General features: G+C 39.0%; 21 protein-coding genes and 2 pseudogenes. 13 read left to right on the top strand and 10 right to left on the bottom strand.

Annotated features, from left to right (window positions below; all coding sequences use genetic code 11):
- Positions 1 to 59 precede the first annotated feature (59 nt).
- Positions 60 to 977: a patatin-like phospholipase family protein gene (locus AC1PJP_RS09840; protein WP_034591625.1), complete on the bottom strand. Its 918-nt coding sequence runs from the start codon at positions 975 to 977 to the stop codon at positions 60 to 62.
- A 66-nt stretch (positions 978 to 1,043) separates the two neighbouring features.
- Entirely contained in the window at positions 1,044 to 1,670 is a 627-nt protein-coding gene (locus AC1PJP_RS09835) for a lysophospholipid acyltransferase family protein (RefSeq protein WP_111856238.1), read from the bottom strand.
- Positions 1,671 to 1,798: 128 nt separating this feature from the next.
- On the opposite strand from AC1PJP_RS09835, the gene AC1PJP_RS09830 reads away from it, so the two are divergent.
- The 6 genes from AC1PJP_RS09830 to AC1PJP_RS09805 all read left to right on the top strand — a co-directional run bounded on the left by AC1PJP_RS09830 (position 1,799) and on the right by AC1PJP_RS09805 (position 8,757).
- The gene (locus AC1PJP_RS09830) at positions 1,799 to 3,058 is read left to right on the top strand and encodes an MFS transporter (protein ID WP_437119668.1); all 1,260 of its coding nucleotides are present in this window, start codon (positions 1,799 to 1,801) and stop codon (positions 3,056 to 3,058) included.
- Positions 3,059 to 3,131: 73 nt separating this feature from the next.
- Entirely contained in the window at positions 3,132 to 3,323 is a 192-nt protein-coding gene (locus AC1PJP_RS09825) for a hypothetical protein (RefSeq protein WP_034591627.1), read from the top strand.
- A 273-nt stretch (positions 3,324 to 3,596) separates the two neighbouring features.
- Complete coding sequence (locus AC1PJP_RS09820) at positions 3,597 to 4,880, top strand: DcaP family trimeric outer membrane transporter (protein WP_151768298.1); 1,284 nt, start codon at positions 3,597 to 3,599, stop codon at positions 4,878 to 4,880.
- 179 nt (positions 4,881 to 5,059) lie between these two features.
- A complete protein-coding gene (locus tag AC1PJP_RS09815) occupies positions 5,060 to 6,709 on the top strand; it encodes a phosphoethanolamine transferase (RefSeq protein ID WP_199987519.1) in 1,650 nt (549 codons plus the stop codon).
- 14 nt (positions 6,710 to 6,723) lie between these two features.
- A complete protein-coding gene (locus AC1PJP_RS09810) occupies positions 6,724 to 7,392 on the top strand; it encodes a DNA-binding response regulator PmrA (protein ID WP_005309947.1) in 669 nt (222 codons plus the stop codon).
- A gap of 30 nt (positions 7,393 to 7,422) precedes the next feature.
- Entirely contained in the window at positions 7,423 to 8,757 is a 1,335-nt protein-coding gene (locus AC1PJP_RS09805; protein ID WP_199987520.1) for an ATP-binding protein, read from the top strand.
- Between the two features lies 1 nt (position 8,758).
- On the opposite strand, the pseudogene AC1PJP_RS09800 reads toward AC1PJP_RS09805, so the two are convergent.
- Positions 8,759 to 9,467: pseudogene (locus AC1PJP_RS09800) on the bottom strand (phosphatase PAP2 family protein).
- A gap of 70 nt (positions 9,468 to 9,537) precedes the next feature.
- Between AC1PJP_RS09800 and AC1PJP_RS09795 the strand changes: the two are divergent.
- A pseudogene (locus AC1PJP_RS09795) lies at positions 9,538 to 9,627 on the top strand (hypothetical protein); the annotation flags it as partial.
- A gap of 119 nt (positions 9,628 to 9,746) precedes the next feature.
- On the opposite strand, the gene AC1PJP_RS09790 reads toward AC1PJP_RS09795, so the two are convergent.
- Both AC1PJP_RS09790 and AC1PJP_RS09785 read right to left on the bottom strand, forming a co-directional pair.
- A complete protein-coding gene (locus AC1PJP_RS09790; RefSeq protein WP_016137075.1) occupies positions 9,747 to 10,934 on the bottom strand; it encodes an ammonium transporter in 1,188 nt (395 codons plus the stop codon).
- 302 nt (positions 10,935 to 11,236) lie between these two features.
- Positions 11,237 to 12,121 (bottom strand): LysR family transcriptional regulator, encoded by an 885-nt coding sequence (locus AC1PJP_RS09785; RefSeq protein WP_479766891.1) that lies wholly within the window; start codon positions 12,119 to 12,121, stop codon positions 11,237 to 11,239.
- A gap of 115 nt (positions 12,122 to 12,236) precedes the next feature.
- On the opposite strand from AC1PJP_RS09785, the gene AC1PJP_RS09780 reads away from it, so the two are divergent.
- The 3 genes from AC1PJP_RS09780 to AC1PJP_RS09770 all read left to right on the top strand — a co-directional run bounded on the left by AC1PJP_RS09780 (position 12,237) and on the right by AC1PJP_RS09770 (position 15,018).
- Positions 12,237 to 13,142, top strand: a complete 906-nt coding sequence (locus AC1PJP_RS09780) for an AEC family transporter (protein ID WP_216070632.1) — start codon at positions 12,237 to 12,239, stop codon at positions 13,140 to 13,142.
- Positions 13,143 to 13,235: 93 nt separating this feature from the next.
- Positions 13,236 to 14,252: a molecular chaperone DnaJ gene (locus tag AC1PJP_RS09775; protein WP_216070633.1), complete on the top strand. Its 1,017-nt coding sequence runs from the start codon at positions 13,236 to 13,238 to the stop codon at positions 14,250 to 14,252.
- A gap of 187 nt (positions 14,253 to 14,439) precedes the next feature.
- A complete protein-coding gene (locus tag AC1PJP_RS09770) occupies positions 14,440 to 15,018 on the top strand; it encodes a methyltransferase domain-containing protein (protein ID WP_479766890.1) in 579 nt (192 codons plus the stop codon).
- Between the two features lie 64 nt (positions 15,019 to 15,082).
- Here AC1PJP_RS09770 and AC1PJP_RS09765 read toward each other — a convergent pair whose 3' ends face one another.
- On the bottom strand, positions 15,083 to 17,980 hold the full coding sequence (locus AC1PJP_RS09765) for a valine--tRNA ligase (RefSeq protein WP_479766889.1): 2,898 nt from the start codon (positions 17,978 to 17,980) through the stop codon (positions 15,083 to 15,085).
- Positions 17,981 to 18,176: 196 nt separating this feature from the next.
- Here AC1PJP_RS09765 and AC1PJP_RS09760 point away from each other — a divergent pair, with 196 nt between their 5' ends.
- The 3 genes from AC1PJP_RS09760 to AC1PJP_RS09750 are packed head-to-tail and all read left to right on the top strand — an operon-like array spanning position 18,177 to position 20,171.
- Positions 18,177 to 18,848, top strand: coding sequence for a hypothetical protein (locus AC1PJP_RS09760; RefSeq protein ID WP_104079849.1), 672 nt, complete (start codon positions 18,177 to 18,179; stop codon positions 18,846 to 18,848).
- A gap of 27 nt (positions 18,849 to 18,875) precedes the next feature.
- Positions 18,876 to 19,682, top strand: a complete 807-nt coding sequence (locus AC1PJP_RS09755; protein WP_013196962.1) for an SDR family NAD(P)-dependent oxidoreductase — start codon at positions 18,876 to 18,878, stop codon at positions 19,680 to 19,682.
- Positions 19,683 to 19,736: 54 nt separating this feature from the next.
- Positions 19,737 to 20,171 carry a nuclear transport factor 2 family protein gene (locus AC1PJP_RS09750; RefSeq protein ID WP_004789364.1) on the top strand — a complete coding sequence of 145 codons (435 nt, stop codon included), beginning with the start codon at positions 19,737 to 19,739 and terminating at the stop codon, positions 20,169 to 20,171.
- Here the strand turns inward: AC1PJP_RS09750 and AC1PJP_RS09745 are convergent.
- The 4 genes from AC1PJP_RS09745 to adeJ all read right to left on the bottom strand — a co-directional run bounded on the left by AC1PJP_RS09745 (position 20,168) and on the right by adeJ (position 25,700).
- Positions 20,168 to 20,602 (bottom strand): YbjQ family protein, encoded by a 435-nt coding sequence (locus AC1PJP_RS09745; RefSeq protein ID WP_416697487.1) that lies wholly within the window; start codon positions 20,600 to 20,602, stop codon positions 20,168 to 20,170. The two genes, AC1PJP_RS09750 and AC1PJP_RS09745, sit on opposite strands and share 4 nt — an antisense overlap.
- 7 nt (positions 20,603 to 20,609) lie before the next feature.
- Positions 20,610 to 20,960, bottom strand: coding sequence for a YbjQ family protein (locus AC1PJP_RS09740; protein ID WP_004789368.1), 351 nt, complete (start codon positions 20,958 to 20,960; stop codon positions 20,610 to 20,612).
- A gap of 109 nt (positions 20,961 to 21,069) precedes the next feature.
- Positions 21,070 to 22,524, bottom strand: coding sequence for a multidrug efflux RND transporter outer membrane channel subunit AdeK (gene adeK / locus AC1PJP_RS09735; RefSeq protein WP_049838025.1), 1,455 nt, complete (start codon positions 22,522 to 22,524; stop codon positions 21,070 to 21,072).
- Positions 22,524 to 25,700: a multidrug efflux RND transporter permease subunit AdeJ gene (adeJ, locus tag AC1PJP_RS09730; RefSeq protein WP_005309992.1), complete on the bottom strand. Its 3,177-nt coding sequence runs from the start codon at positions 25,698 to 25,700 to the stop codon at positions 22,524 to 22,526. Before adeJ ends, adeK begins: the two co-directional genes overlap by 1 nt.
- Positions 25,701 to 25,708 lie beyond the last annotated feature (8 nt).

Genomic DNA, 25,708 nt, shown 5'->3' with positions numbered 1-25,708 from the left:
TATCACTTTTACCACTGTAGCAGATGATAGGAAATGTGGATAGAAAAAAACCACTTCAATTAGAATTTAGAACGTGGCGCGGGCTTAAATGCTGCTGGAGATTTTTTGAAGGTTGCAATCGCACTTTCAATTTGGCGAATTTGAGCTTGAGCAGCTTTTTCACCTTCCAAAATTGCCTGATTACTTGATTTGAGATCAAGTGTACCTAAATGACCCACTTTAGGCTGAATCACGACATTGGCTTGCTTGAGTTCTTCATTAATACTTTGTTGGCCCATAATATTAATGGTTTGATCTAGTAATCCCCACATGTTGGCTGGGCGATTACCTGCTGGACGCGCTGAAATATCAACGGCAATCACAATGTCTGCACCCATATCACGAGCTGTTTTAACGGGAATTGGGCTAACTAATCCGCCATCAATGTATTTTTGATTGCCGATTGTGGCTGGCACGAACACATTTGGAATACTGCAAGAGGCGCGTACTGCTTGGCCTGCATTACCTTTAATAAAGTCTGCCTTTTGACCATTATCAAGACGAGTTGCCACAGCCGCAAAACGGATTGGGAACTTCTCAATCGGTTTATTGCCAACATTACGGTTAACGTAGTCTTGTAACTTTTGTCCAAGAATAATGCCTTGACGGTTTAGCGTTAAATCACGGATATCAGACTCTTGTAATTTCAGAGCCAGACTTTGCAATTGATAAGGTGTTTGTCCACTTGCGTAGATACTTCCAACAAAGCTACCAGCGCTGGTACCCGTTACAATTTTAGGCTTAATTCCATGAGATTCTAAAACCTTGATCACACCAATATGTGAAAATCCTTTTGCTCCACCGCCACCTAAAGCAAGCGCAATTACAGGTTCACGGGCTTTAATTGAGGTAGTCGGCGTTGGTGTTTTGCTAAATTTATCACAGCCAAAGAGTGCTAGAGAGATAAATCCAATACTGGCAAATTGAGCAATTTTCATCTTTAAAAATAATCTATGTCGAGATAAATTAAGAAGGGCCATAAGACCAGATTCGCTCAATTTTTGCTAGGTTTTTTTCACTAGATTTTGTAAAGGTTCGGCAAGCCAATTGCGATTTTTAGGTGAAATTTTTCCTTTATAACGCTCAAAAATCTTGGCGAGATCTTCATCATAGTTACCACTCGGGTCTAAGTGACCTAAGCAGTGAATCGTCTTACGGTCATAATCAAAAGAAAACATCACAATGGGAATATTGGCTTTTGCGGCAATATGGTAAAAACCACTTTTCATTTTTTTTGCTTTTTTACGTGTGCCTTCGGGCGCCATCCCAATCCAGATCTTGTCATATTTTTGGATGGTTGCAACCACTTGTTCGGTAAGTCCATTGGCTGTGTCACGTTTAACAGGAATGACTCCAGCCCAGTCTAATGCCCGCTTAAACGGTGGTTTAAAAAGGGCATCTTTACCCAATACTGTAATTTGGATACCTAATCCGAAAATCGCAAGAAAGCCATACCATCCATCAATATTGGAAGTATGGGGTGAAATAATTGCTACTGCTTTTGGAAAATTAGGAACTTCGCCTTCAATTGTCCAACCTTGCGCTAAAAAAAGTTTCTTAAATAGTGCTCGGCTTAAAGCAGTACCACGTTGGGGTACCAAATCAGGTAAATTAGGGAAATGTTGATCCATATTTTTTTAAATTTTAACTTGTCCTCGTTTTATCTTAATCTTTTGAAATATATGCTTCATTGGCAAAATGTAAGAACAACATGACATTTGATGTTATTCCTCATTAAAGAAATAAAAAGTAGGTATATATGTTTCGGCAGCAAAATCTTTATCTTCTGCTATTTTCCTTATATTGGGCACAAGGGCTACCTGTCGGTTTTATGACCCATGCTTTACCTGTTATTTTAAGGGCACAAGGTGTGTCACTCGCTCATATTGGTGGGTTTGGTCTATTAATGTTGCCTTGGTCAATTAAGATATTTTGGGCGCCGTGGGTTGATCGACATGCACTTTCCCGTTTAGGGCACTATCGTAGTTGGATTTTACCTACTCAGTTTTTGACGGTAGCTGTGCTGTGTATTTTGTCTTTTTTCCCTATTCAGGCTTTAGACCAACCTCTTTATTTATTCGCCTTTTTTATTTCGCTTCTTTTAATGAATTTAACAGGAGCAACACAAGATATTGCGACCGATGCTTTGGCCGTCAATTTGTTACAGCATGACCAGCAACATTGGGGAAATACATTTCAGGTGATTGGTTCCCGACTTGGTTTTATTGTCGGGGGAGGTGCCGTACTGTGGTGTTTAGACTGGTTAACATGGCAACCCACTTTTTTGTTATTAGCTGCTTTGGTGTTTTTAAATACTTTACCTGTTTTCTTATTTAAAGAACCTAAACATGCACCTTATTCAGGTCATCAACTTAAACCCAGTCAGCAAAATTTAGTCATAAAGATTAAAGCCTACTTGAGTTATTTCTCTCAAAATAAAGAGCTTCGTTCTTGGTTAGTTGTACTTATTACTTTTAAAGTAGCAGATGGTTTAGCTGGACCATTACTAAAACCTTTAATGGTTGATATGGGGCTAAGTTTTACTCAAATTGGCGTTTATATCACCATGCTTGGTGCAGTAGCAGCACTGGCAGGGGCAGCAATAGCCGGTGGAGTGCTGAAATACTTCTCTAGACCAACCACTTTAATTATTTTTTCAATATTTAAAATCATGAGTTTAGCGGCCTATGCCTATTTAGCTTATGCTTACGAACAGAAAATTCAACTCAATGTCTGGGCTATCTATACAGTCAATGCTTTAGAGGATGCATTCTCGGCAATGTTGTTGGTGGTTATGTTGACCTTAGTCATGCACTACAGTCGAAATGAATATGCAGGTACAGATTTTACCTTTCAGGTTTCAGTCATGGCGACTGTGAGTGGGGGGCTTTATAGCTTGAGTGGTGTGTTTGGGGATGCTTTCGGTTATTTCCATTATTTGATAGCTATTGTCATTATTGGCACGGTTACTTTGCTCCCTATTTCTCTCTGGAAACATGTAAAACTACAAGAAAAATAATGTTAACTAAATGAAATAAAGAAATTTAATATCGATTAAGGAGTGATCTAGTCATTATCTACTACCTTTGTCTATGTTTTTAAAAATGTATGTTTTTAGCTATTTAAATGCTCTATTAATTGTGCCATCTTGTTTGGGTAGCAAATGGAAGCTAACTGGAGTAAAAATGGATTTCGTTAACAAGAAAAATCATGTGAATCAATTAAAATGGGTAGAAAAATGTTCAAGTAGATTGGATATTAGCCTAAAGTCTAAAAAAGAATAATGAAATAACGATTTAATCATTCTATAAGATAAGAGAGTTGTGTAGGATTCGTTACAACATGAAGTTAAGGTAAAAATCTATAAGTCAAAGTATATTTTTTATGTCTTTGGTTATTGGTTTTGGTCTTGCATAACGTTGAAATTGGTTTTGGTTGCGGTAATAAAATTAATGTAACCAAAGTGGAGGAGAGTTGATTTTTTAGCCCCTTAATTTAATGGCGTAAATCAACTTGGCATGGATAGGCAACATAAAATATATTTTTTGGAGTTTTTGATGGATCTATTCCTTAATCGTAAATCTTTCGTTGTTAAAAGTTTAGCTCTTACAGTTACAGCTTTAATGATGAGTGGGGCACATGCTGCGACTTCCGACAAAGCGGAAATTCAACAGCTTCGTAAAGAAGTTGAGGCTTTAAAAGCTTTAATTCAACAACAAAGCCAAGTACAGCAACAACAACAGCAAGTACAGCAACAACAGCAAGTTCAACTCGCTGAAGTGAAAGCACAACCTGTAGCTGCACCAGTTTCGCCGTTAGCAGGATTTAAATCTAAAGCTGGCGCTGATGTGAACCTATATGGTTTTGTTCGTGGTGACGCTAACTATATTATTGAAGGTGCGGATGACGACTTCAATGCTGTAAGCAAGTCAGATGGTAAAACACATGATAAATTACGTGCGACTGCTAAAACGACACGCCTTGGTTTAGATTTTACTGCTCCAGTAAGTGATGCCAAAGTTGGTGGTAAAATTGAAGTTGACTTTGGGGGAACAAGTGATGCATTCCGTATTCGTCATGCTTACTTGACTTATAACAACTGGTTATTTGGTCAAACAACATCTAACTTCTTGGCAAGCCATGCTCCAGAAATGATCGACTTCTCGACCAACATTGGTGGCGGTACTAAACGTGTACCTCAAGTACGTTATAACTACAAACTAGGTCCTACAACTCAATTGTTTGTTTCTGCAGAAAAAGCAGATAGTTCAACATCTACTACTGGCGACCTCAAATATAGCCTACCTGCATTAACTGCTAAAATTACTCAAGGTTATGCAGAGGGTAAAGGTTCTGCATCAGCTCGTGTTCTAGTAGAAAATTATAAATCACAGCTTGCTGATGATAATAAAACTGGTTGGGGCGTAGCTGTTGGTACTGACTTTAAAGTATCTGATCCTTTAAAACTCTTTGCTGACGCATCGTATGTAGTAGGTGATAATACTTATTTATACGGTAGTAACTCTGCTTACGCTGTAGAAGGTAATTCTATTGAGCAAAATAAATTTGTAGCAGTACAAGTGGGTGGAACTTATAAGATTTTACCTAACTTACGTTCTACTCTAGCATATGGTGCTCAATTCGCTGATGATGGTACTGATTTTGCAAGATTAAATGCCTCTGCAAATGAAAAAGTTCAACAAGCATGGCTTAACGTAATTTATACACCAGTAAAACCAATTGATTTGGGTCTGGAATATATCAATGGTAAACGTGATACCTTTGATGGTAAGTCTTACAAAGATAACCGTGTTGGTTTAATGGCTAAATATAGTTTCTAAGAACAATATTTAGTTAAAAATCAAAAAGACGAGGTTAAATTTAACCTCGTCTTTTTATTAGAAAAATTTTGAAATAAGTGTTTTTTAAGATTTATGTATTAGATCATTTTTTATTTAAGTCATTTTTAAGTTTCAATTTCTACAGTAAAGCATCATAAAAAGATTGTAGTTCCCCCAAGATGCTGAATTTTTTTTCTACCTTAAAAAATAAACAGATTTCACTGTTTATGTTTAATTTCATTATAGCCATTTGGTTAGGTGCAGTTTTAAATATTGGTTTTTATAATAAAGTACATCTTTTAACTCCATATTTTGGAGTAAAAGCTATTCTATTTTTAGCTGCTACAGTGCTTATTGTTGTTGCTGCGTATTATGCGCTTTTACAAATTTTAAACTGGAAATGGACGGCCAAACTTTTTGCAATTTTGCTGGTCTTTATTGGTGGTTTTAGCTCTTATTTTGTAAATACGTTAGGTGTAATCATCTCGCCTGATCAGATTCAAAATATGATACAAACAGATGTATCTGAAGTTTCTGATTTAGTTTCATTGCGCTTTGGACTTTGGACTATTTTCTTTGTTGTTTTACCTATTTTTTTGATTACTCAGGTAAAGATTAAAAAAGAAAGAATAGTTCCTCTTTTAGTTAAGAAAGTATTATCTATAGCTATTGCCTTCACAGTTGTAGGTGGTTTGTTATTTACATATTATGTTGATTTTGCAGCAATATTTAGAGAGCATCGTGATTTAAAAGGTATGATCTCTCCTCAAAACACTATTTCTTCTTTAATGTCTTATTATCATAAGAAGGCGCCTAAGAAAAATCTTCCTCTTGTGAAATATGGTCAAGATGCTCATCAGGTTCAGACTGCACAAAAAGGTTTACCTAAACTTATGGTGCTAGTTGTCGGTGAGACAGCTCGTGCGGAAAGTTTTTCACTCAATGGTTATGCCAAAAATACGAATCCAGAGCTTTCTAAACAAGATATTTTGAATTTCTCGCAAGTAAGTTCATGTGGTACAGCAACCGCTGTTTCAGTTCCATGCATGTTCTCGGGCATGCCACGTGTTGACTATGATGAGCAATTAGCAAGTCATCGTGAAGGATTACTTGATATTGCAAAGCGTGCGGGCTATCAGGTGACTTGGATTGATAACAATTCTGGTTGTAAAGGCGCATGTGATCGTGTTGAGCAATATCAAATTCCAGAAAAGCTACAGCAAAAATGGTGTAAAGATGGCGAATGTCTTGATGGTATTTTAATTGATAGCTTAAATGAATATTTAGCTACTATTCCTAAAGAAGACACGCGTCCACGTTTAATTGTTTTACATCAAGTCGGAAGTCATGGCCCAGCCTATTACAAGCGAGCGCCTGTGGAATATCAAAAGTTTAAACCGACTTGCGATACTAATGCGATACAGGGCTGTTCTCCAACCGAATTAATAAATAGCTATGATAATTCAATCGTATATACAGACTATGTATTAAGTCAGATGATTAATAATTTAAAAGAAGTATCGAAATATCAAACAGGTTTATGGTATTTATCTGATCATGGTGAATCAACTGGCGAACATGGTTTATATTTACATGGTTCACCTTATGCAATCGCACCGACTCAACAAACACATGTACCAATGATTATGTGGTTCTCTGATAACTGGAAACAGCATAATCTTGCGCAAGTGAGCTGTTTAGGCCAACAAACGAAACAAAAGTTAAGTCAGGATAATTTATTCCCAAGTTTGTTAAGTATGCTGGATGTGAAAACTCAGGTCATTAACCCTCAACTGGACATGTTGCACTCATGTGCCCATGTGAATTAAAGCGAGCCTAGAACATGACAAAAATCTTGATGATTGAAGATGATTTTATGATTGCTGAGTCAACAATAACGTTGCTGCAATATCATCAATTTGAGGTGGAGTGGGTCAATAATGGCTTGGATGGTCTGGCTCAATTGGCTAAAAATAAGTTTGATATCATTTTATTAGACTTAGGTTTGCCGATGATGGATGGCATGCAGGTTTTAAAGCAAATCCGTCAAAGAGCTGTCACTCCAGTTTTAATCATTTCGGCACGAGACCAGTTACAAAACCGTGTAGATGGATTAAACCACGGTGCAGATGATTACTTAATTAAACCATACGAGTTTGATGAGTTACTTGCCCGTATTCATGCACTATTGCGCCGTACTGGGGTAGAGGCTCAGCTTGCGAATCATGAGCAACTTTTACAAAATGGCGATCTGGTTTTAAATGTTGAACAACATATTGCAACCTTTAAAGGCCAGCGGATTGATTTGTCGAACCGTGAGTGGGCGATTCTTATTCCTTTAATGAGTCATCCAAATAAAATCTTTTCTAAAGCAAATCTTGAAGATAAGTTATATGATTTCGATAGTGAAGTGACCAGTAATACGATAGAAGTATATGTGCATCACTTGAGAGCTAAACTTGGAAAAGACTTTATTCGAACTATTCGAGGGTTGGGTTACCGTTTAGGGTAATCCTCACTTCAATTTTGGAACTTTATAAAAGTGCATTATTCATTAAAGAAACGACTGATTTGGGGCACCTCAATTTTCAGTGTCATCTTAGGTTGTATATTAATTTTTAGTGCCTATAAGGTTGCACTTCAAGAAGTTGATGAAATTTTAGATACTCAAATGCAGTATTTAGCAGAACGAACAGCTGAGTACCCTTTAAGAACAGTAAGTAGTAAGTTTGATTTACATAAAACTTATCATGAAGAAGATTTGTTTTTAGATATTTGGGCCTATAAGGATCAGGCTCATTTATCTCACAGTTTACATCTGTTGGTTGCACCTGTTACACAAGCTGGTTTTTACTCTCATAAAACTAGCCAAGGCGTAGTGCGAACTTATGTTTTGCCTTTAAAAGATTACCAGATTCAGGTCAGTCAACAAGAACGAGTTCGCGAAGCTTTTGCTTGGGAACTTGCGGGAAGTATGTTTATTCCGTATTTAATTATTTTGCCATTTGCGATTTTTGCTTTGGCTGCAATTATTGGTCGAGGCCTAAAGCCGATAGATGACTTTAAAAATGAGCTGAAGGAACGTGATTCGGAAGAGTTAACTCCCATTGAAGTTTCGGACTATCCTCAAGAGTTATTGCCAACTATTGATGAAATGAACCGTTTGTTTGAGCGTATTTCTAAAGCTCAAAATGAGCAAAAACAATTTATTGCAGATGCTGCTCATGAATTACGAACTCCTGTCACAGCTCTAAATTTACAAACCAAGATTTTAATCAGTCAGTTTCCTGAGCATGAAGCGCTGCAAAACTTGAGTAAAGGATTAGCGCGTATTCAGCATTTGGTTACCCAGCTTTTGGCTTTGGCTAAGCAAGATGTCTCTTTAAGTGTGATTGAACCGACCAGAACTTTTCAACTCAATGATGTCGCTTTAAATTGTGTTGAACAACTGGTTAATTTAGCTATGCAAAAAGATATTGACCTAGGGTTTGTCCGTAACGAACCTATTGAAATGCATAGTGTTGAGCCAACAGTACACTCAATTATTTTTAACTTAATTGATAATGCAATTAAATACACGCCTCATGAAGGAATGATTAACATTTCAGTCTTTACTGCTAAAGATGGCGATGCGTGTATACAAATTGAAGATAGCGGTGCAGGGATTGACCCTGAACATTACGATAAAGTTTTAAAACGTTTTTATCGTGTACACCACCACCTTGAAGTGGGTAGTGGTTTAGGTTTATCAATTGTTGACCGAGCGACTCAGCGTTTAGGTGGAACTTTGACACTGGATCGAAGCTTAGAGCTTGGCGGACTTTCTGTTTTAGTTAAACTGCCTAAAGCTCTACATATTCATGAAGTAAGAACTTGATTTAAGCAAGTTCTTGTTTGATTCGTTTTTCAAACTCAAAGCGGTGAATACATATTTTATAAAATAAGATATTCACTGCCCAAACGACCCAGCCTGTCCATAAGTTGTGGCTAAGGAAATGGGCGCCACGCATCATTTGTCCCCAGCCCATTAGAAAGCCTAAGATAATGCCAGCGATCAGATAAAAATAGGCGCGTTTAGGTTGCTCAAGGCGATAAACAAAAAAGCCTGTCATTAAAATAAAGCCTGCACTTGCGTGACCCCCTGGAAAGCAATGACCATGGGTAGCGGTAAAGTCCCACACATAACTTAAAGCAGTCGGATGAACCATGTTCCAAGGGCAAGCGTGAGCAGATTGTGATTTTAATAGGCCAACTACACCACTACCAATCATGCTCACAAAAAACATATAGCCATATTGCCAGCGGGAAAGCTTCAATTTTTCTACTTTAAATGACACAATCCACAGAAATAAAAAGATCACATAAACAGTGGTAATGATCTGTTTTACGATTTCATGGTTAACTCTGACAAGGTACCAATTGTCCCGATTAAAGAAATGACCCGTTGAATCCATCCAAGGCTGGATGAAATACATATCAATTTTCCCACCCACTGGAAATATAAATAAAAGCATAAAAAAACTAAGGGCAAGAAAAATAAGTTGAAGTTGAAAAAATTGTTTTTGTTGGTTCATTGCCATGCAACATCAATTTGAGTGTGAGTTGAAGGCATTACATAAAATAAAACTTAAATTGTTCTTAAACTAAATTTAATTTCGTGACCAAAATGATGAATGGATGTATCCATTCACAACCTGTTGAGCATAAGAAGTTTAAAGTTTTTGCAAATTATTTGGATAGTAATCAATAGGGAACAGGTTTTGTGAATGGAAATGGTTTTGGTTACTTTTGCCGAAACAAAAGTAACGTAATTGACTGATATTATTTGCTATTACAGAAGAAAAGACTCTGCCGTGCCACACAGACTTAAAACATGCCTTCTTCAGAATTTGCAGAAATTTTATGAATAGATAAATCTGCCCCTCTAAACTCATCTTCTTGGGATAAACGAATACCAATAGTTGCTTTGAGTAGGCCATAAACAATAAAGCCACCAGCGAGCGCAATAGCAATTGCAAGTACTGTCCCGATGAGCTGTGAAGCAAAAGATACACCGCCTAAACCACCAAGCCATTTTTGGCCGAATAGACCTACTGCAATACCACCAAATGCGCCGCATACGCCGTGTAAAGGCCACACACCTAACACATCATCCACTTTGAGCTTGTTTTGGGTGTAGGTGAATAGATACACGAACATTGCACCAGCTGCACCACCAATAACCAGCGCACTGACCGGATGAACAATGTCAGAACCCGCACAGATTGCAACTAAGCCTGCAAGTGGTCCGTTATGTAAGAAACCAGGGTCATTTTTCCCAATCGCATTTGCTGTAATGGTTCCACCGACCATAGCCATGAGTGAGTTAATGGCAACCAGACCTGAAATTGCATCAACACGTTGCGCGCTCATCACGTTAAAGCCAAACCAGCCTACAATTAAAATCCATGAACCGAGCGCTAAAAATGGAATAGAAGATGGTGGGTGAGCACTTACACGGCCATCTTTCTTATAACGACCAGAACGGGCACCCAATAAAATCACGGCAGCAAGTGCAATCCAACCACCCATAGCATGCACTACGACTGAACCTGCAAAGTCATGAAAAGCTGCACCAAAAGTTGCTTCTAACCATTTTTGCAGACCGTAGTTGCCATTCCAGACCATACCTTCAAAAAATGGATAAACCAGTGCAACTAAAGCGAGTGTTGCAATTGCTTGTGAACGCATTTTTGCACGTTCAGCAATACCACCCGAAATAATGGCAGGAATAGCCGCAGCAAAAGTCAGTAAAAAGAAGCAACGCATTAAGTTGTAGCCATGATCACTTGCGAGGCTTGTACCATCATGGAAGAAGTGCTGACCATAGGAAATGTAGTAACCAACAAAGAAGTAAGCGATTGCAGAGAGGGCAAAGTCAGTCAGAATTTTACTAAGTGCGTTCACCTGATTTTTATGGCGAACCGTACCAAGTTCCAAGAATGCAAAACCTGCGTGCATGGCAAGAACCAAAACAGCACCAAGTAATAAGAAAAATAGATCTACATTTTGCATAGCATGCTCGAAAAAAGTGCTAAATTCCATTTTGGAACAAATCTGGGTCTGTAAATTGCACCAAAATAGATTTAAGGAATCTAAAAACCTAAGTTTGTCGAAACAAACTCAATTGCATAAAAGTGAATATGCAATAAGTGCACCAATTTGAATTGAAAAAGTAGTTTTTGGCGATAAATGGTGCGTTGATTTGGTTAAGATAGAGCAGTTATGGCGCTTTTTACGTTACAAGTCATCTAATGCGCTTATAAATTGACCTGAAAAAGTTCGTTATCAAATTCCTAAAAATTATTCGTAATCATTTAATGATTTGACCAAACCGATTGGGCAACTTCAATAAATGCTTTCACAGCGGGACTCATGTGCTTTTTATTTTTGACTGCGAGACCAATCGAACGTTTAAGGTTCGGTTTAAAAGGGCGTTTAACCACGTTTGGATAAAGTGAGAGTAACTCTTTGGTGATGACCATATCAGACACAATGGACACCCCTAATTGATTATGAACCATGCTGACGATACTCAAAATTTGTGAAACATAAAATTTAATGTCTGGTTTCACATTAAAGTTTTTTAAAATTAATTCGACCTGATATCTACTACCAGCCATTGTCATGATGAAAGGACAGTTTTCTAGTTGTACTGGATCAATATAGAGTTGTTGTGCGAGCGGGTAGTGACTAGGAATTAACGCAACAAAACGGTCTTCAATTAAAGGGAATGTATCGAATCGCTCATCTGGCATAATCAAAAAACCAACCTCTATGCGCCGTTCTAATAACCACTGAGCAACTTCTTTATCTTCACCTTCATCAATATAAATTTCGATTTTAGGGTAGCGTTGCCGAAAGGTTTCTAAAATTTCAGGCAATAGATAAATGGATGATGAAGCTCCAAAAGAACCAATACGTAATGTGCCTTCGTTTAAACCATGGATGGCAGCCACTTCTTTTTCTAAGGTATTGGCAATACTCAATAGCTCTTTTACATGAGTCAATAACTGCTGACCTGTGGTGGTGAGCTCAATATCGCTTTGAGTTCTTGAAATCAGATTAATGCCCCATTGTTGTTCTAATGATTTAAGTGCATGGGAAACTGCCGACTGTGAAATTCCCAGCTTTTCTGCTGTAGCAGTAAAGCTTTTTAGTTCAGCAATGAGTGCGAAAATTTCAAGCTGGGTAAAGGTCATGTTGTATTTGTTATGAGTAAAAACTCATTTTATCATGAGTTTTCATTATCTTTAATATATGAGTAAGCCAAGGTCATTGCCAAACAGCAAACCTCCACAAAACTCGAGTAAAGAAATGAATAGCATTGTTTTATCTCTTTTTCCCTTAGTTGCATTAATTGCATCTGGATACTTATTTAAAAAATATCGTTTTTTTAGCGATGAGTTTTGGGCTGGAGCAGAGAAGCTCAATTACTATATTTTATTTCCTGCTTTGCTTTTTAGTACGCTATCAACCGCAAAAATTGACTTAGAAAGTTTGAGCACAGCCATTATTGCGATGTTGATTGTGGTTTTAGCTGTGACCGCCTTTTTATACATACTCCGAATGTTTTGGCACATACCACCTGCACGCTTTGGTGTGCACGTACAAAGTATGGTTCGCTTTAATACCTATATTGGTTTGGCTTTAGTGACTTCGCTTTTTAAAAGTGAAGGAATGGCAATTCTGGCAATTTTATTGGCGCTTTGCATTCCACTTGTGAACGTTATTTCGGTGCTTGCTCTAACCTCTAAAGAACACATGGCAATTAAACCTGTTTTGATTGCACTCCTTAAAAATCCTTTAATTGCATCGTGTGTGGTCGGGGCAGCAATCAATGCACTTCATATCCCAATTTGGGAAGGCTTTACTCAGTTTATTAAGCTTTTTTCAGTGTCGAGTTTGCCACTAGGATTGTTATGTGTGGGGGCAGCTTTGCAGTTTATGCAAATTAAAAAGGACATTGTGGTATTGGCAGCAGACACGTTTGCGCGACTTTTAGCAGTACCTGCCTTGGCTTACGCGGTCTGTACGTGGTTTGGTTTACCAAGCTTACAAACTCAAATTCTAGTTATTTTCTTTGCGCTACCGACTGCTTCAGCTTCATACATTTTAACCAAAGTTTTGGGTGGCGATAGTCAGCTTATGGCAGCCGTGATTAGCTTTCAAACTCTATGTGCCGCCGTGACTTTGCCACTAGTGATTTGGTGGATTTCTTAAGATATAAATTTTAGGTCTCTTAACACTTAAAGAATGCTGGCTACCTTCCTCATCTGATTATTGCTACACTTTTTCTTTTTCAGGTGGATGAGTATGTCCTTTGATCTCAAAGTGGGCTTGCAGCAAAGGTCTGAACCGTCTGCACAGCAGAAAAAACTGAATCGCCTGATTGATAAAATAGAACAGCAAAAAGTTAGCCTGAGCACATGGCAAAATGCACAAGCTGAGATTCAACAGCACATTCGGCAAAAACTGATGCCTGTGTATGGCGATTTGCATGAAGTGTTATTCCAACAGTTAGAGCAACTTTGGAATATGCTGCATAGCCATGAGTTTTCTAAAGCAGATATACAACAACTCGATGAAAAAATTGCCCAGCTTGCACAAATGTTGAAGCGCTCCAAAATGCTATCTGCTGAACAGTTGGAGTTAGTGAGGCAGATCGATACCTTTTATCAGCAACATGCGGGGGAGTCGGTAAAAAAGAATAAAAAAGCTCATTCAATAAAATCTGAATATGAAGAAAGCGTTGATCAAGGTTCAGAGTTTGAAGAAGACTTTGAACAATATGCTGCTGAGCAACAACAAGCGCGAGAACAAGCCAAACAGCAAAGACAGCAACAGAAACGTGAACAAGCCGAGCAAATGGCAACGCAGTCGTTAAAAACAGTTTATTTAAAAATTACTGCGATGATTCACCCAGACCGTGAGCAAGATGAAATAAAGAAACAGGAAAAAACCGAGTTGTTCCAACTGGTAAGTCAGGCCTACGAAAAGCAAGATTTGTTTTATTTACTCAAACTCCAGTTACAGCTTGAACAGAATAAAGGGCTAGGCGCTAAAGAGTTATCTGCTGAGCAGTTGCGGTTTTATAAACTGGCTTTGGATGCACAAAGCCAGCAGCTTGAAAGTCAAATTGCTGAAATTTTGGATTCTTTTCAGTTGGCAAAGAATGTAAAAGCAGAGCATGTACACATTAGTGATGTTTATAAAGCTATAGATGCTGACTGTGCTGAGTTAAAGCAGCAGGTGAAGTGGGAAAAGGAGCGTTTAAAACATATGAAAAAAGTGAGTGGGATAGAGATGTTATTGGGGCATGGGGTGTTTTAATTATCTTTGATAAGCCTATTGGCGTATTCAACTTATGGCAGTAATAATTAGATTTATACTTTATTTGCTGCCATAACCATACTAGTGATGATGGTGTGAGAGAGTAGCTTCTGAAATAAGAAATTATTGAGATTAGAATTTTTATAAAATATAGTGTGAAAATTATAAAAATTAAAAGATCGGATTTATGAATGAAAAATTTATTCAATTATCAAGAGAACTTAAACATAGACCTATTTTAGAAAAGGCTTTAGGACATTTTCCTAATTTACCTTTAGTTGCTATCGATTGTGGCTGTGGCGCTGGCAATGAATCTGCTTATCTACTCTCAAAGGGATTTAATGTTCATGCTTTTGATATTTCAATTGATGCGCAAAAAGTCTGTACTGAGCGATTCAAAGATGACTCTAAATTTAGTTTCTATCATGAATCTTTTGAAGACTTTAATTTCCCGTCTGCAAGCTTAATTATTGCCTCATCAAGTCTATTCTTTTGTGAGCCAAGCTATTTTTATAGTGTAATTAAACGAATTATAAATGCGCTTCCTGAAGGCGGAATTCTGGTAGCTGATTTATTGGGGACTCAAGATGAATGGGTTGCTAGAGAACCTGCAAAATTTATAGGATTTACTTATCAAGATATAGCTAATCTATTCTTATATGATTTTAATTTATTGTTTCATAAAGAAATAAATGAAAATCTTCCTTTGTTGAGTGGTTATATAAAATCATGGCATCTTCATATGGTGATTCTACAGAAAAAGTAATTTCTAAATATAGAAAAACCCAGAACCTGCTTGCACAAATTCTGGGTTCATTTAACTAAAAAGCTTAAAGCGCAGCAATTTGCTCCATATTCGCTTTAACTTTCTCTAACTGGGCAGCAAACTCAGCAAGCTTCGCTTTTTCGCCTTCAACCACCGCTGCTGGTGCTTTAGATACAAAGCCTTCGTTTGCAAGTTTGCCCGCAATTTGATCGTGTTGCTTTTGGATTTTATCCAAGTCTTTTTGCAAACGAGCAAGTTCAGCTTTAGGGTCAATTAAGCCTTTCATTGGTACAAATACCGATGCATGACTAACAACGCTTGAGCAAGATAAAGGTGGTTCTTGGTCTTTATTCAAGAACTCAATGCTTTCAACTTTAGCCAATGCTTTGAACAATGCTTCAATACGAATGATTTGTTCACGTTCAGCATCAGATGTGTTTTGAAGTAATACTGGCAACAAGCGCGCATTACCTAAGCCTAACTCACCACGAATGTTACGTACTGCACCAATCAAACCTTGAAGCCATTGCATATCTGCTTCAGCTTGTTCATTGATTTTTGCTTGCTCAGGAATAGGGTATTGAGCAGTCATAATCGTTGGGCCGCCTTGACCAAGCATTGGTGCAAGCGTTTGCCAGATTTCTTCTGTCAAATATGGCATTAATGGATGAGCCAAACGTAATGAAGCTTCCATCACTGCAAGCAATACACGGCGTACTTCAGCTTTACGTTCTTCTGACACTTCTGCATCGTTTAGAACTGGTTTAGTTAACTCAACGTACCAGTCACAGTATTCATTCCAGATAAAGTCGTAAATCGCTTGAGCAGCAAGGTCTAAACGATACGTTGCAAACGCTTGATGTACAGCAGCTTCAGCTTTTTGCAGACGACTCATAATCCATTGTTCTGGAAGTTCCCAAAGGTCAGGGCGTGCTTCTTGACCAACAGTTTGACCTTCAACATTCATCAGAACGAAACGAGTTGCGTTCCAAATTTTGTTACAGAAGTTACGGTAGCCTTCAACACGTTTTAAGTCGAACTTGATGTCACGACCAGTGTTTGCAAGCGCACAGAACGTGAAACGTACTGCGTCAGTACCATAAGCATTAATACCTTCTGGGAACTCTTTACGCGTTGATTTTTCAATCTTCGCAGCATCTTTCGGGTTCATTAAGCCAGTTGTACGTTTTGCAACTAAGCTTTCTAAATCAATACCGTCAATCAAGTCTAATGGATCAAGCACGTTACCTTTAGACTTCGACATTTTTTGACCTTCACCATCACGTACCAAGCCGTGAACGTAAACAGTCTTAAATGGAACTTGCGATGAACCATCTTCATTTTTCATGAAGTGCAGGGTCATCATGATCATACGGGCAACCCAGAAGAAAATGATGTCAAAACCAGTCACCAATACATCTGTTGGGTGGAAGGTTTTTAAGAAATCATTTGCTGCGTCTTTTTGTGCGTCGCCAGTCCAACCTAAAGTTGAGAATGTCCAAAGTGCAGATGAGAACCATGTATCAAGAACGTCTTCGTCTTGTTTAAGTTCAACGTCAGCAGCGATGTTATTTTTCGTGCGTACTTCTTCTTCGTTACGGCCAACATAGATATTGCCATTTGCATCGTACCAAGCTGGAATACGGTGACCCCACCAAAGCTGACGTGAAATACACCAGTCTTGAATGTCACGCATCCAAGCCATGTACATGTTGCTGTACTGCTCTGGAACAAACTTAATACGGCCATCTTGAACTGCTTCAATCGCAGGCTCAGCAAGAGGCGCAATTTTTACGTACCATTGGTCAGTAAGTAATGGCTCAATGATCACGCCTGAACGGTCGCCACGTGGAGCTTTTAAGTCATACGGTTGGATTTGATCTAACCAGCCTTCAGCTTCAGCTTCAGCAACTAACTTTTTACGTGCTGCAAAACGTTCTAAACCAGCATATTCCGCAGGTGCAGTAATGGTTTTAGAAATTTGTTCGCCAGCTTTTGCAATATATTCAAACTCACCTAAAACTTCGGCATTTTTGTTGAAGATATTGATAATTGGCAAGCTATTGCGTTTACCTAGGTCATAGTCATTGAAGTCATGAGCAGGGGTAATTTTTACACAGCCAGTACCGAAGTCTTTTTCAACGTAGTCGTCAGCAACGATCGGAATTAAACGACCAGTAATTGGCAATACAATGTTTTTACCAACAAGGTGTGCATAACGCTCATCTTCTGGGTGAACAGCAACAGCAGTATCACCGAGTAAAGTTTCAGGACGAGTTGTTGCAACGACTAAATAGTCTTTGCCATCTTGAGTTTTAACTGATTTGTCTTCAAAGAAATATTTAAAGTGCCAAAGTGAGCCTTTTTCTTCTTTGCTTTCTACTTCAAGATCAGAAAGTGCTGTTTGAAGTTTAGGGTCCCAGTTTACAAGGCGCTTACCGCGGTAAATTAAACCGTCTTCGTGCAAACGAACGAATACTTCTTTAACTGCGTTTGATAGACCTTCGTCCATCGTGAAGCGTTCACGTGACCAGTCTACAGATGAACCTAAGCGACGAATTTGTTTCGTAATTGTGCCGCCAGATTGCTCTTTCCATTCCCAAACTTTTTCGATGAACTTATCACGGCCTAAGTCATGACGAGTCACACCTTGTAAGCCAAGTTGACGCTCAACAACCATTTGCGTTGCAATACCAGCATGGTCAGTACCCGGTTGCCACAAAGTGTTTTTACCCATCATACGGTTATAACGGGTGAGGGCATCCATAATGGCATTGTTAAAGCCATGGCCCATGTGCAAACTACCTGTGACATTTGGTGGCGGAATCATGATACAGAATGATTCACCGTGACCAGAAGGTTTGAAGTAACCTTGTTCTTCCCACGTTTGGTACCACTTCTTTTCGATCTCGGTTGGATCGTATGTGGTCGCAATATTTTGAGCGGTTTGAGCGTCAGTCATAGTAGCTTAGATCGAATATGCATAAAAAATTGCACCTATTGTAGCAAAAAAATGCCTCGAAATTAATGTGCTGAAAACAGATAAACGGTTTTGTATTTTTTTCAAAAAACGGTAGATTTATGAAAGATGGATCACAATTTAATCGTGTAGACACACGGCACAAAAATTACAAACGAATTGAAAAAGGATGTTGCTCATGAGTTATGAAGTTTTTCTGAAAATTTCCGATTCAACTTATACCCAATTTGAGACCATTCGACAGAAACTGCATGATGGGGTAAGTCAAAGTCAGGCAAAACCTTTAGGCGATGTACTCTCTGATCTTTCTTGTGAAATTATTGAGCAGGTTTTTTCTGTGCTTTTACAGTCAGGAAGTGCAACCATGTCTCCAAAACAACAAGCTGAGTCTGAAAAAGTGATTCAGCAAGTTTTAGAGACTTTTCGAAAATACATGCCGTGGTCAGTTTCATTTTTTGGAAATGAGCGTCTTTTGCCTTTAGTCGATTACATGACATCTCTGATGAAAGAACAGGGGCAGCAAATTTATATTACCTACCCAGTTACCCTGCAACTCGTACAACAAGCTCAAAACCTTACGCAGCAAATTCGTGACGGTAATATGCAAAGTATTGCAGCTGCTTTTGAAACATTAATACAAATTGTAGATTTAGGCGTAACAAGCCTAGTACGTGAGCCTAAAAAGCGTTTAAAATTTAATTTAGTTGTCGATAAAACTCTTAACGGAGTAATCAACATGACGACGCATTTGGGCTATAAACGTTTGGAAAAGTTAGGTACACAGGTCGATCAGACCACAGCAACTCATTATATCAACCACTTTTTGGCCTTCATGCATCAAGCAGCATAATTTAAAAAGATAATAGGAACATAAAGCATGGCCAAACTTGATACTTTGCAAAATAAAGTGGTATGGATTACGGGAGCATCTTCTGGTCTGGGTAAGGCCTTAGCAGGTGAGTTGGCTTTGCAAGGGGCCGAAGTGATTTTGACCTCGCGTCGTTTTGAAGAATTAGAAGAAGTTCGGGTTGGCTTATTAAACGCTGACCGTCATGTGTCCGTGGTTGCCGATATTACTGATGAAAAACAAGTAAACGAAGCTTATAAGCAGATTTTAAAAGCGAAAGGGCGAATTGACTGGCTTATCAATAATGCTGGCTTAAGCCAACGTGCTTTAATTAAAGACACGACAATGGCAACTGAACGGGCCATTATGGAAGTCGACTATTTCTCTCAAGTGGCATTAACCAAAACTGTGCTGCCGACCATGCTAAAACAAAAGTCTGGTCGAGTTGTATTTGTGTCGAGTGTAGCGGGTTTATTAGGCACTCAGTACCGTGCAAGCTACTCTGCTGCTAAGGCGGCAATTCACATGTGGGCAAATAGTTTACGTGCTGAAGTTTCCGATCAAGGTGTTGAAGTTTCAGTTATTTTCCCAGGCTTCGTAAAAACTAACGTTTCTTTCAATGCGCTAAATGGTGCTGGGCAACCTCAAGGTCATCAAGATGAGGCTATCGAGAATGGTTTAGAGGCAGATGTATTTGCAGAGCAATCTGTAAAAGCATTAATGCAGGGGCAAGAATATATTGTTGTTGGTGGAGCAAAAGAAAAACTGGGTGTGATGGTTTCTCGGATGTCACCAAAACTTCTTTATAAAATGATTCGGAAAACAAAAGTAAAATAAAAAAGTGATTTTGCCGTGCTAAATTGATGGAAAAACCCGCATAGAAGGTTCACCATGGATCAAGATTATCACCGTATTTTAGACGTCATTACGCGTTTTCAATTGGTCTTTGACCAGAAAAATTGGGACGCTTTTGATGAGTTATTGGCAGATCAACTTGAGGTGGACTATTTCCAGTTTAGGGGAGAGCCTTTATGTGTCGTGTCTTGTCATGAATATAAAGGTTCTCGGCAACAAGCTTTATCGCATTTACGGCTACAGCACAATTTGAGTAATCCTCTGATTCGTATTGAACAAGATCAAGCATGGTTAGAATGTAATTATCAAATTTATCGTTTTTCGGAAAATGATTATTTTCATTCGTTTGGTCGTTATTATTTTACTTTGGCAAAACAACAAGAGAGTTGGAAAATTACCGGAATTTGCCAACACTTAACTAAAAATATTGGCAATCCGCGCATTCATTTTTCTGCTATGGGGCAGTGCTAGTCTTTTACTGCTGTACCATAAGCAAATACTTCAACCATGCCACCTTGCATACCAAGTTCGGTTGTACTCAGCCGAACTCCCATAATATGGTTAGCTCCTGCGGTATGGGCTTGTTGTTTTAAGCGAACAATGGCTTCACGGCGAGCACGCTCAACTACACTTTCATAACTGGTAAGTCTTCCACCCAAAACATTCTTAATGGATGCCAATACGTATTTAAAGTAGTCATGAGAAATTACGACATTACTACTAATAAAATGACCTAGCTGATCACTCGTTGCAAAACGATTGGTATTAATTCGGATATGGGCCAGTCGTTGCTCTTTTTCTAGAAGTTCATTCAAATGTTTTCGTTCAATATGGCGCCCAAAACCCCAACCAATACTGAAAAGAATTAGAAAAATAACAAGCTGAAAAATAAGATTTTCCATTTTCTACCTATGCACTAAATGGATCTGGTAGATGGGGCGCTTGAGGTTGAACAACCACAGCCGTACCATATACGAATAATTCAGAAGCACCTTGGGCAATATTTGAAGTTGAAAACCGAATACCAACAATTGCATTCGCACCAAGTTGCTGAGCTTTGGCAATCATGCGATCCATGGCTTCTTGGCGGGATTCTTCTAATAATTCGGTATAGCCTGTAAGTTCACCACCTACAATATTTTTTAAACTTGCCATCAAATCACGGCCAACATGCTTACTACGGACGGTACTTCCATAAACAACATCAAGTTGCTTTACAATCTGGTGGCCCGGAACACTTTCTAAATTACTCAGTAACATTGTTTTTTATCAATCTAAATTCTTAAGGTTTCAAGATAAAAAATATTCACATCAGATGCAATAAAAAAGCCCACCGAAGTGAGCTTTTATAAATTAAGTTATTTAAAACTTATTGCTTTTTAAGTTCAGCACTTGATGGTTGATTAACCACTGTATCTGAAGTATTTGCTTTTAAACCACCGCCTAGAGTTTTATATAACTCGATTTGGTTATTTAAGTTAGCTTGTTGAAGCAACAATAAACCTTGTTCTGCTGAATAAGATGAACGCTGTGCATCAAGAACTGTCAAGTAACTGTCAATACCAGCACGGAAGCGGGCATTTGACAGAGTGTAGTTGCGGTTAGTTGCTTCTACTAGACGTTGTTGAGCTGTTAAACGCTCACCAATATTGGCACGAGTTGCAAGCGCATCATTAACTTCGCGGAACGCAGACTGAACTGATTTTTCATAATCAGACAATGCAATTTTCTGATCGGTTTCAGAAATTTTCACATTGGCTTTACGTGTACCCCAGTCAAAGATTGGTAAGTCTAAGCTTGGACCAATTGACCAAACAAAACCACCAGACTTAAATAGATCACTTAAGTCAGTTGATGCATAACCCGCAGAACCCGTTAAGCTAATTGTTGGGAATAAACGTGCTTTTGCAGCACCAATATTCGCACCAGCAGCGCTTAAGTTATATTCGGCAGCTTTTACATCTGGACGGTTGTTAAGCAAGTCACTCGGTAAACCAGCTGTATATACATTTTGTTGAGTAATGCGTTTTACAGGTTGGTTTGGCAACAAGTTTTGTGGAACTGATTGGCCCACTAACAAGTTCAACAAGTTTTGTGCTTGAGCAATCTGTGTTTTGTAGTTCGCTACATCATTACGCGCAGTTTCTACAGAAATCTGTGCCTGACGTAGTGGAACTTCACTGTCGATGCCCACATCAAAACGTTTTTTGTTGAGATTGTAAGAGTCTTGTTGTGCTTTAAGCGTTTGCTCTGCAAGTCTTAAATTCGCTGTCGCGAAAGAATAGTTTAACCATGCTTGAGCAACTTGGCTGATCAGACTGATTTGAGTCGAATCACGTGCACTTTGCGTTGAAAGATAACTATCTAGTGCAGCATCTTTTAAGCTACGTACACGGCCCCAAAAATCGAGTTCATAGGCAGTTACACCCAAACCTACTTGATAAGTAGAGTAGGGGTTATTCGGATCACGGCTTTGAGAAACCTGACGAATTGCACTACCACTTGCTCCGATTGTTGGAAGCTGGTTGTTTTGCGTAATTCGATATTGCTGTTGGGCACGTTCAATATTGAGCGTTGCTGTACGTAAGTCGCGGTTGTTGGCAAGCGCCAAATCAATCACTCCGAGCAAACGAGAGTCAGCAAAGAACTGTTTGTAACCCTGTTCAGCAATAGACGTACCAGAAGCGCTGTTATATGCATAGCTTTCTGGAATATCGGTTTTCACGACTGGTTCTGGGCCGCGCATGCTTTGACAAGCTGACAAAGCAAGCGCAAGTGCAGATACCGCAATGCTACGACCTGAAATAGACCATACTTTTTGCATCACGATTTATGCTCCTGAGTGTTTATGGTTTTTGGTTTGTACTTAAAGATACTACGAATCCACACATAGAATACAGGGATAAAGAAGATACCTAAGAACGTTGCACTGAGTACGCCACCGAGTACACCGAAACCGACTGAGTGCTGACTTCCTGCACCAGCACCTGTTGAAAGGGCAAGTGGAAGTACACCGAAACCGAAGGCAAGGGTAGTCATGATAATTGGACGTAAACGCATTTTTGAAGCATGTAAAGTTGCCTCAAGTAGGTCTTCACCTTTTTCCTGCAACTCTTTTGCGAACTCAACAATCAAGATCGCATTTTTTGCAGAAAGACCAATGACCGCGATCATTGCTACCTGGAAGTAAATGTTATTTGAGAGATTTGGATCTCCTTTAATAATCATACCCAAGTAAGTCAATACGATTGCACCAATAATACCAAGTGGTACTACAAGTAAAACCGAGAACGGAATAGACCAGCTTTCGTACAATGCAGCTAAGCAAAGGAAAACGATTAACAATGAAAGCGCATATAAGAATGGAGCTTGAGCACCAGACTCACGTTCTTCAAGTGATAAACCTGTCCATTCATAGTCGAAACCTTGTAAGCCCATAGATGGTAACTTAGCAATAATTTCTTCCATGGCTTTCATAGAGTCACCAGAGCTCACGCCAGGTGCAGGTGTACCTTGAATGTTAACCGATGATACGCCGTTATAACGTTCAAGACGAGGAGAACCATATGTCCATTTGCCTGTAGCAAATGCAGAGAACGGTACCATTTCGCCTTTGCTATTACGTACATACCACTTGTTTAAGTCTTCAGGCATCATGCGGCTATCCGAATCACCTTGAACATAAACTTTTTTCACACGACCACGGTCAACGAAGTCGTTAATGTATGAGCCACCCCATGCAATACGCATAGTGTTGTTAATGTCAGCAATACTAACGCCCATAGCACCAGCTTGAGCCTGATCTACATCAATTTGATACTGAGGTGTATCTTCTTGACCATTAGGACGTACCCCTACAAGGCGTTTATCTTGTGAAGCCAAACCTAAAATCGTATTACGTGCTGCAATAAGTTTCTCATGGCCTTGACCACTTGAATCTTTAAGTTGCAAGTTAAATCCAGCTGTTACACCAAGTTCAGGCATTGCAGGAAGCTGTAATGGCATAATGTAAGATGCGTCTTTGACGATCATATTTAATGCCATACCGCGCTGAATTAACGCACCGATTTGAGACTCTGGTGAAGTACGTTCACTCCAGTCTTTCAATTTAACGAAGCCAATACCAGCATTTTGACCAACACCTGTGAATGAGAAGCCCGAAACGGTGAAAATAGATTCCACAGTATCTTTTTCATTCATGAAGAAGTTTGTCATGGTGTCAATCACTTTACCTGTACGGTCAAGCGTTGCGTTTGGTGGTAATTGAACAAGTGTCATGACCACACCCTGATCTTCTTCTGGTAAGAATGAAGATGGGAGTTTTTGGAACAAGAACACTAGTAGGCCAATCACTACAGCGTAAAGTACGCCAGAGAAGATTTTGCCTTTAAGCATGCGGCTAACACCATTTTGGTAGCTATGCGACATGCGGTCAAAACCGTTGTTAAATCCTCTGAAGAAACGAGCAAAAATATTATTGCTTGGTTCTTTGTTAGGATCATGCTGTTTTAAAATGGTTGCACAAAGTGCAGGGGTGAAAGTTAACGCTACAATTAACGATAGAACCATTGCTGTTACAAGGGTAATCGAGAATTGACGGTAAATTACACCTGTTGTACCACCAAAGAATGCCATTGGTACGAATACCGCTGTCAATACGCTTGTGATACCAATTAACGCACCAGAAATCTGTTGCATCGATCGTGAAGTTGCCGTGACCGGATCGGTATGCTCTTCACTCATCACACGTTCAACGTTTTCTACTACAACAATGGCGTCATCGACCAGAAGACCAATTGCCAATACCATAGCGAACATGGTTAAGGTGTTAATTGAGAAACCAAAGATATTAATAACAGCAAATGTACCTAATACAACAACAGGTACAGCAAGTGTTGGAATAATCGTTGCACGCCAGTTCTGCAAGAACAAGAACATAACAATGAACACTAAAATTACCGCTTCAATTAATGTGTGTACAACACTTTCAATTGAAAGACGAATAAATGGAGTAGTGTCATAAGCCAGTTTATCAGCTAGACCTGTTGGATAGTTCTTACGTAATTCAGCTAAACGGTGTTCAACAGCGTCAGCGGTGTCAAGTGCGTTAGCACCAGTTGCAATTTTAATTGCGAGACCGCCAGCAGGTTTACCATTAAACTTCGAATCGAACTGGTAGTTATCAGAACCTAACTCTACACGAGCAACATCTTTTAAACGAACCTCAGCACCTGATGCTGTGTTCTTTAAGAAGATATTTTTAAATTGTTCAGGTGTTTGTAACAAGCTTTGCGCATTTACTGTTGCGTTAAGCACTTGACCTTGAACCGCTGGTGCACCACCTAACTGACCTACAGCAACTTGTGAGTTTTGCGCTTGTAAAGCAGTCGCAATATCACTTGGTGTTAACTGATAGTTGGTGAGTTTTGCAGGGTCGAGCCAGATACGCATTGCGTACGAACCACCAAAGACTTGTACCTCACCAACACCAGCAACACGGCTAAGTGGTTCTTTAATTGACGAGTTTACGTAATCTTTAATGTCTGAGTCTGACAAGGTATTGTCTGGTGAATAGAATGCAATAACTTGCAAGAAGCTTGCACCAGATTTAGTAACCGTCACACCTTGGCGTTGAACGTCTTCAGGCAAAAGAGCAGTTGCAGATTGCAGTTTGTTTTGAACCTGAACCTGTGCAATATCAGGATCAATACCTTGTTCAAAGTTTAATTGAATAGATGCTTGACCGTTACCCGCACTGTTAGATGAAATATAACGTAAACCATCTAGACCATTCATTTGTTGTTCAATGATCTGGGTTACAGTATTTTCAACAGTCTCAGCCGATGCACCAGGATAAGTTGCAGCAATTGTAACTGTCGGTGGTGCAATCGTCGGATACTGTGCAATAGGCATTTTAGTTAGCGTGAGAATACCCGCCAACATAATGACTAATGCAATCACCCACGCAAAAATGGGGCGATGAATAAAAAATTGTGCCATTCAATCTA

The sequence above is a fragment of the Acinetobacter sp. V116_7 genome (assembly GCF_056735735.1).
Note: the sequence above shows the minus strand (reverse complement) of the source record. Positions and strands in the feature narration are given on the sequence as shown.

Bases quoted from the DNA above. Each gene is read 5' to 3' on its own strand.
- AC1PJP_RS09750 (WP_004789364.1), top strand. From the start codon at position 19,737: ATGGATCAAGATTATCACCGTATTTTAGACGTCATTACGCGTTTTCAA.
- AC1PJP_RS09740 (WP_004789368.1), bottom strand. From the start codon at position 20,960: ATGTTACTGAGTAATTTAGAAAGTGTTCCGGGCCACCAGATTGTAAAG.
- AC1PJP_RS09840 (WP_034591625.1), bottom strand. From the start codon at position 977: ATGAAAATTGCTCAATTTGCCAGTATTGGATTTATCTCTCTAGCACTC.
- AC1PJP_RS09835 (WP_111856238.1), bottom strand. From the start codon at position 1,670: ATGGATCAACATTTCCCTAATTTACCTGATTTGGTACCCCAACGTGGT.
- AC1PJP_RS09830 (WP_437119668.1), top strand. From the start codon at position 1,799: ATGTTTCGGCAGCAAAATCTTTATCTTCTGCTATTTTCCTTATATTGG.
- AC1PJP_RS09810 (WP_005309947.1), top strand. From the start codon at position 6,724: ATGACAAAAATCTTGATGATTGAAGATGATTTTATGATTGCTGAGTCA.
- AC1PJP_RS09785 (WP_479766891.1), bottom strand. From the start codon at position 12,121: ATGACCTTTACCCAGCTTGAAATTTTCGCACTCATTGCTGAACTAAAA.
- AC1PJP_RS09775 (WP_216070633.1), top strand. From the start codon at position 13,236: ATGTCCTTTGATCTCAAAGTGGGCTTGCAGCAAAGGTCTGAACCGTCT.
- AC1PJP_RS09790 (WP_016137075.1), bottom strand. From the start codon at position 10,934: ATGCAAAATGTAGATCTATTTTTCTTATTACTTGGTGCTGTTTTGGTT.
- AC1PJP_RS09770 (WP_479766890.1), top strand. From the start codon at position 14,440: ATGAATGAAAAATTTATTCAATTATCAAGAGAACTTAAACATAGACCT.
- AC1PJP_RS09760 (WP_104079849.1), top strand. From the start codon at position 18,177: ATGAGTTATGAAGTTTTTCTGAAAATTTCCGATTCAACTTATACCCAA.
- adeK (WP_049838025.1), bottom strand. From the start codon at position 22,524: ATGCAAAAAGTATGGTCTATTTCAGGTCGTAGCATTGCGGTATCTGCA.
- AC1PJP_RS09765 (WP_479766889.1), bottom strand. From the start codon at position 17,980: ATGACTGACGCTCAAACCGCTCAAAATATTGCGACCACATACGATCCA.
- AC1PJP_RS09745 (WP_416697487.1), bottom strand. From the start codon at position 20,602: ATGGAAAATCTTATTTTTCAGCTTGTTATTTTTCTAATTCTTTTCAGT.
- AC1PJP_RS09755 (WP_013196962.1), top strand. From the start codon at position 18,876: ATGGCCAAACTTGATACTTTGCAAAATAAAGTGGTATGGATTACGGGA.
- AC1PJP_RS09815 (WP_199987519.1), top strand. From the start codon at position 5,060: ATGCTGAATTTTTTTTCTACCTTAAAAAATAAACAGATTTCACTGTTT.
- AC1PJP_RS09825 (WP_034591627.1), top strand. From the start codon at position 3,132: ATGTTTTTAAAAATGTATGTTTTTAGCTATTTAAATGCTCTATTAATT.
- AC1PJP_RS09780 (WP_216070632.1), top strand. From the start codon at position 12,237: ATGAATAGCATTGTTTTATCTCTTTTTCCCTTAGTTGCATTAATTGCA.
- AC1PJP_RS09820 (WP_151768298.1), top strand. From the start codon at position 3,597: ATGGATCTATTCCTTAATCGTAAATCTTTCGTTGTTAAAAGTTTAGCT.
- adeJ (WP_005309992.1), bottom strand. From the start codon at position 25,700: ATGGCACAATTTTTTATTCATCGCCCCATTTTTGCGTGGGTGATTGCA.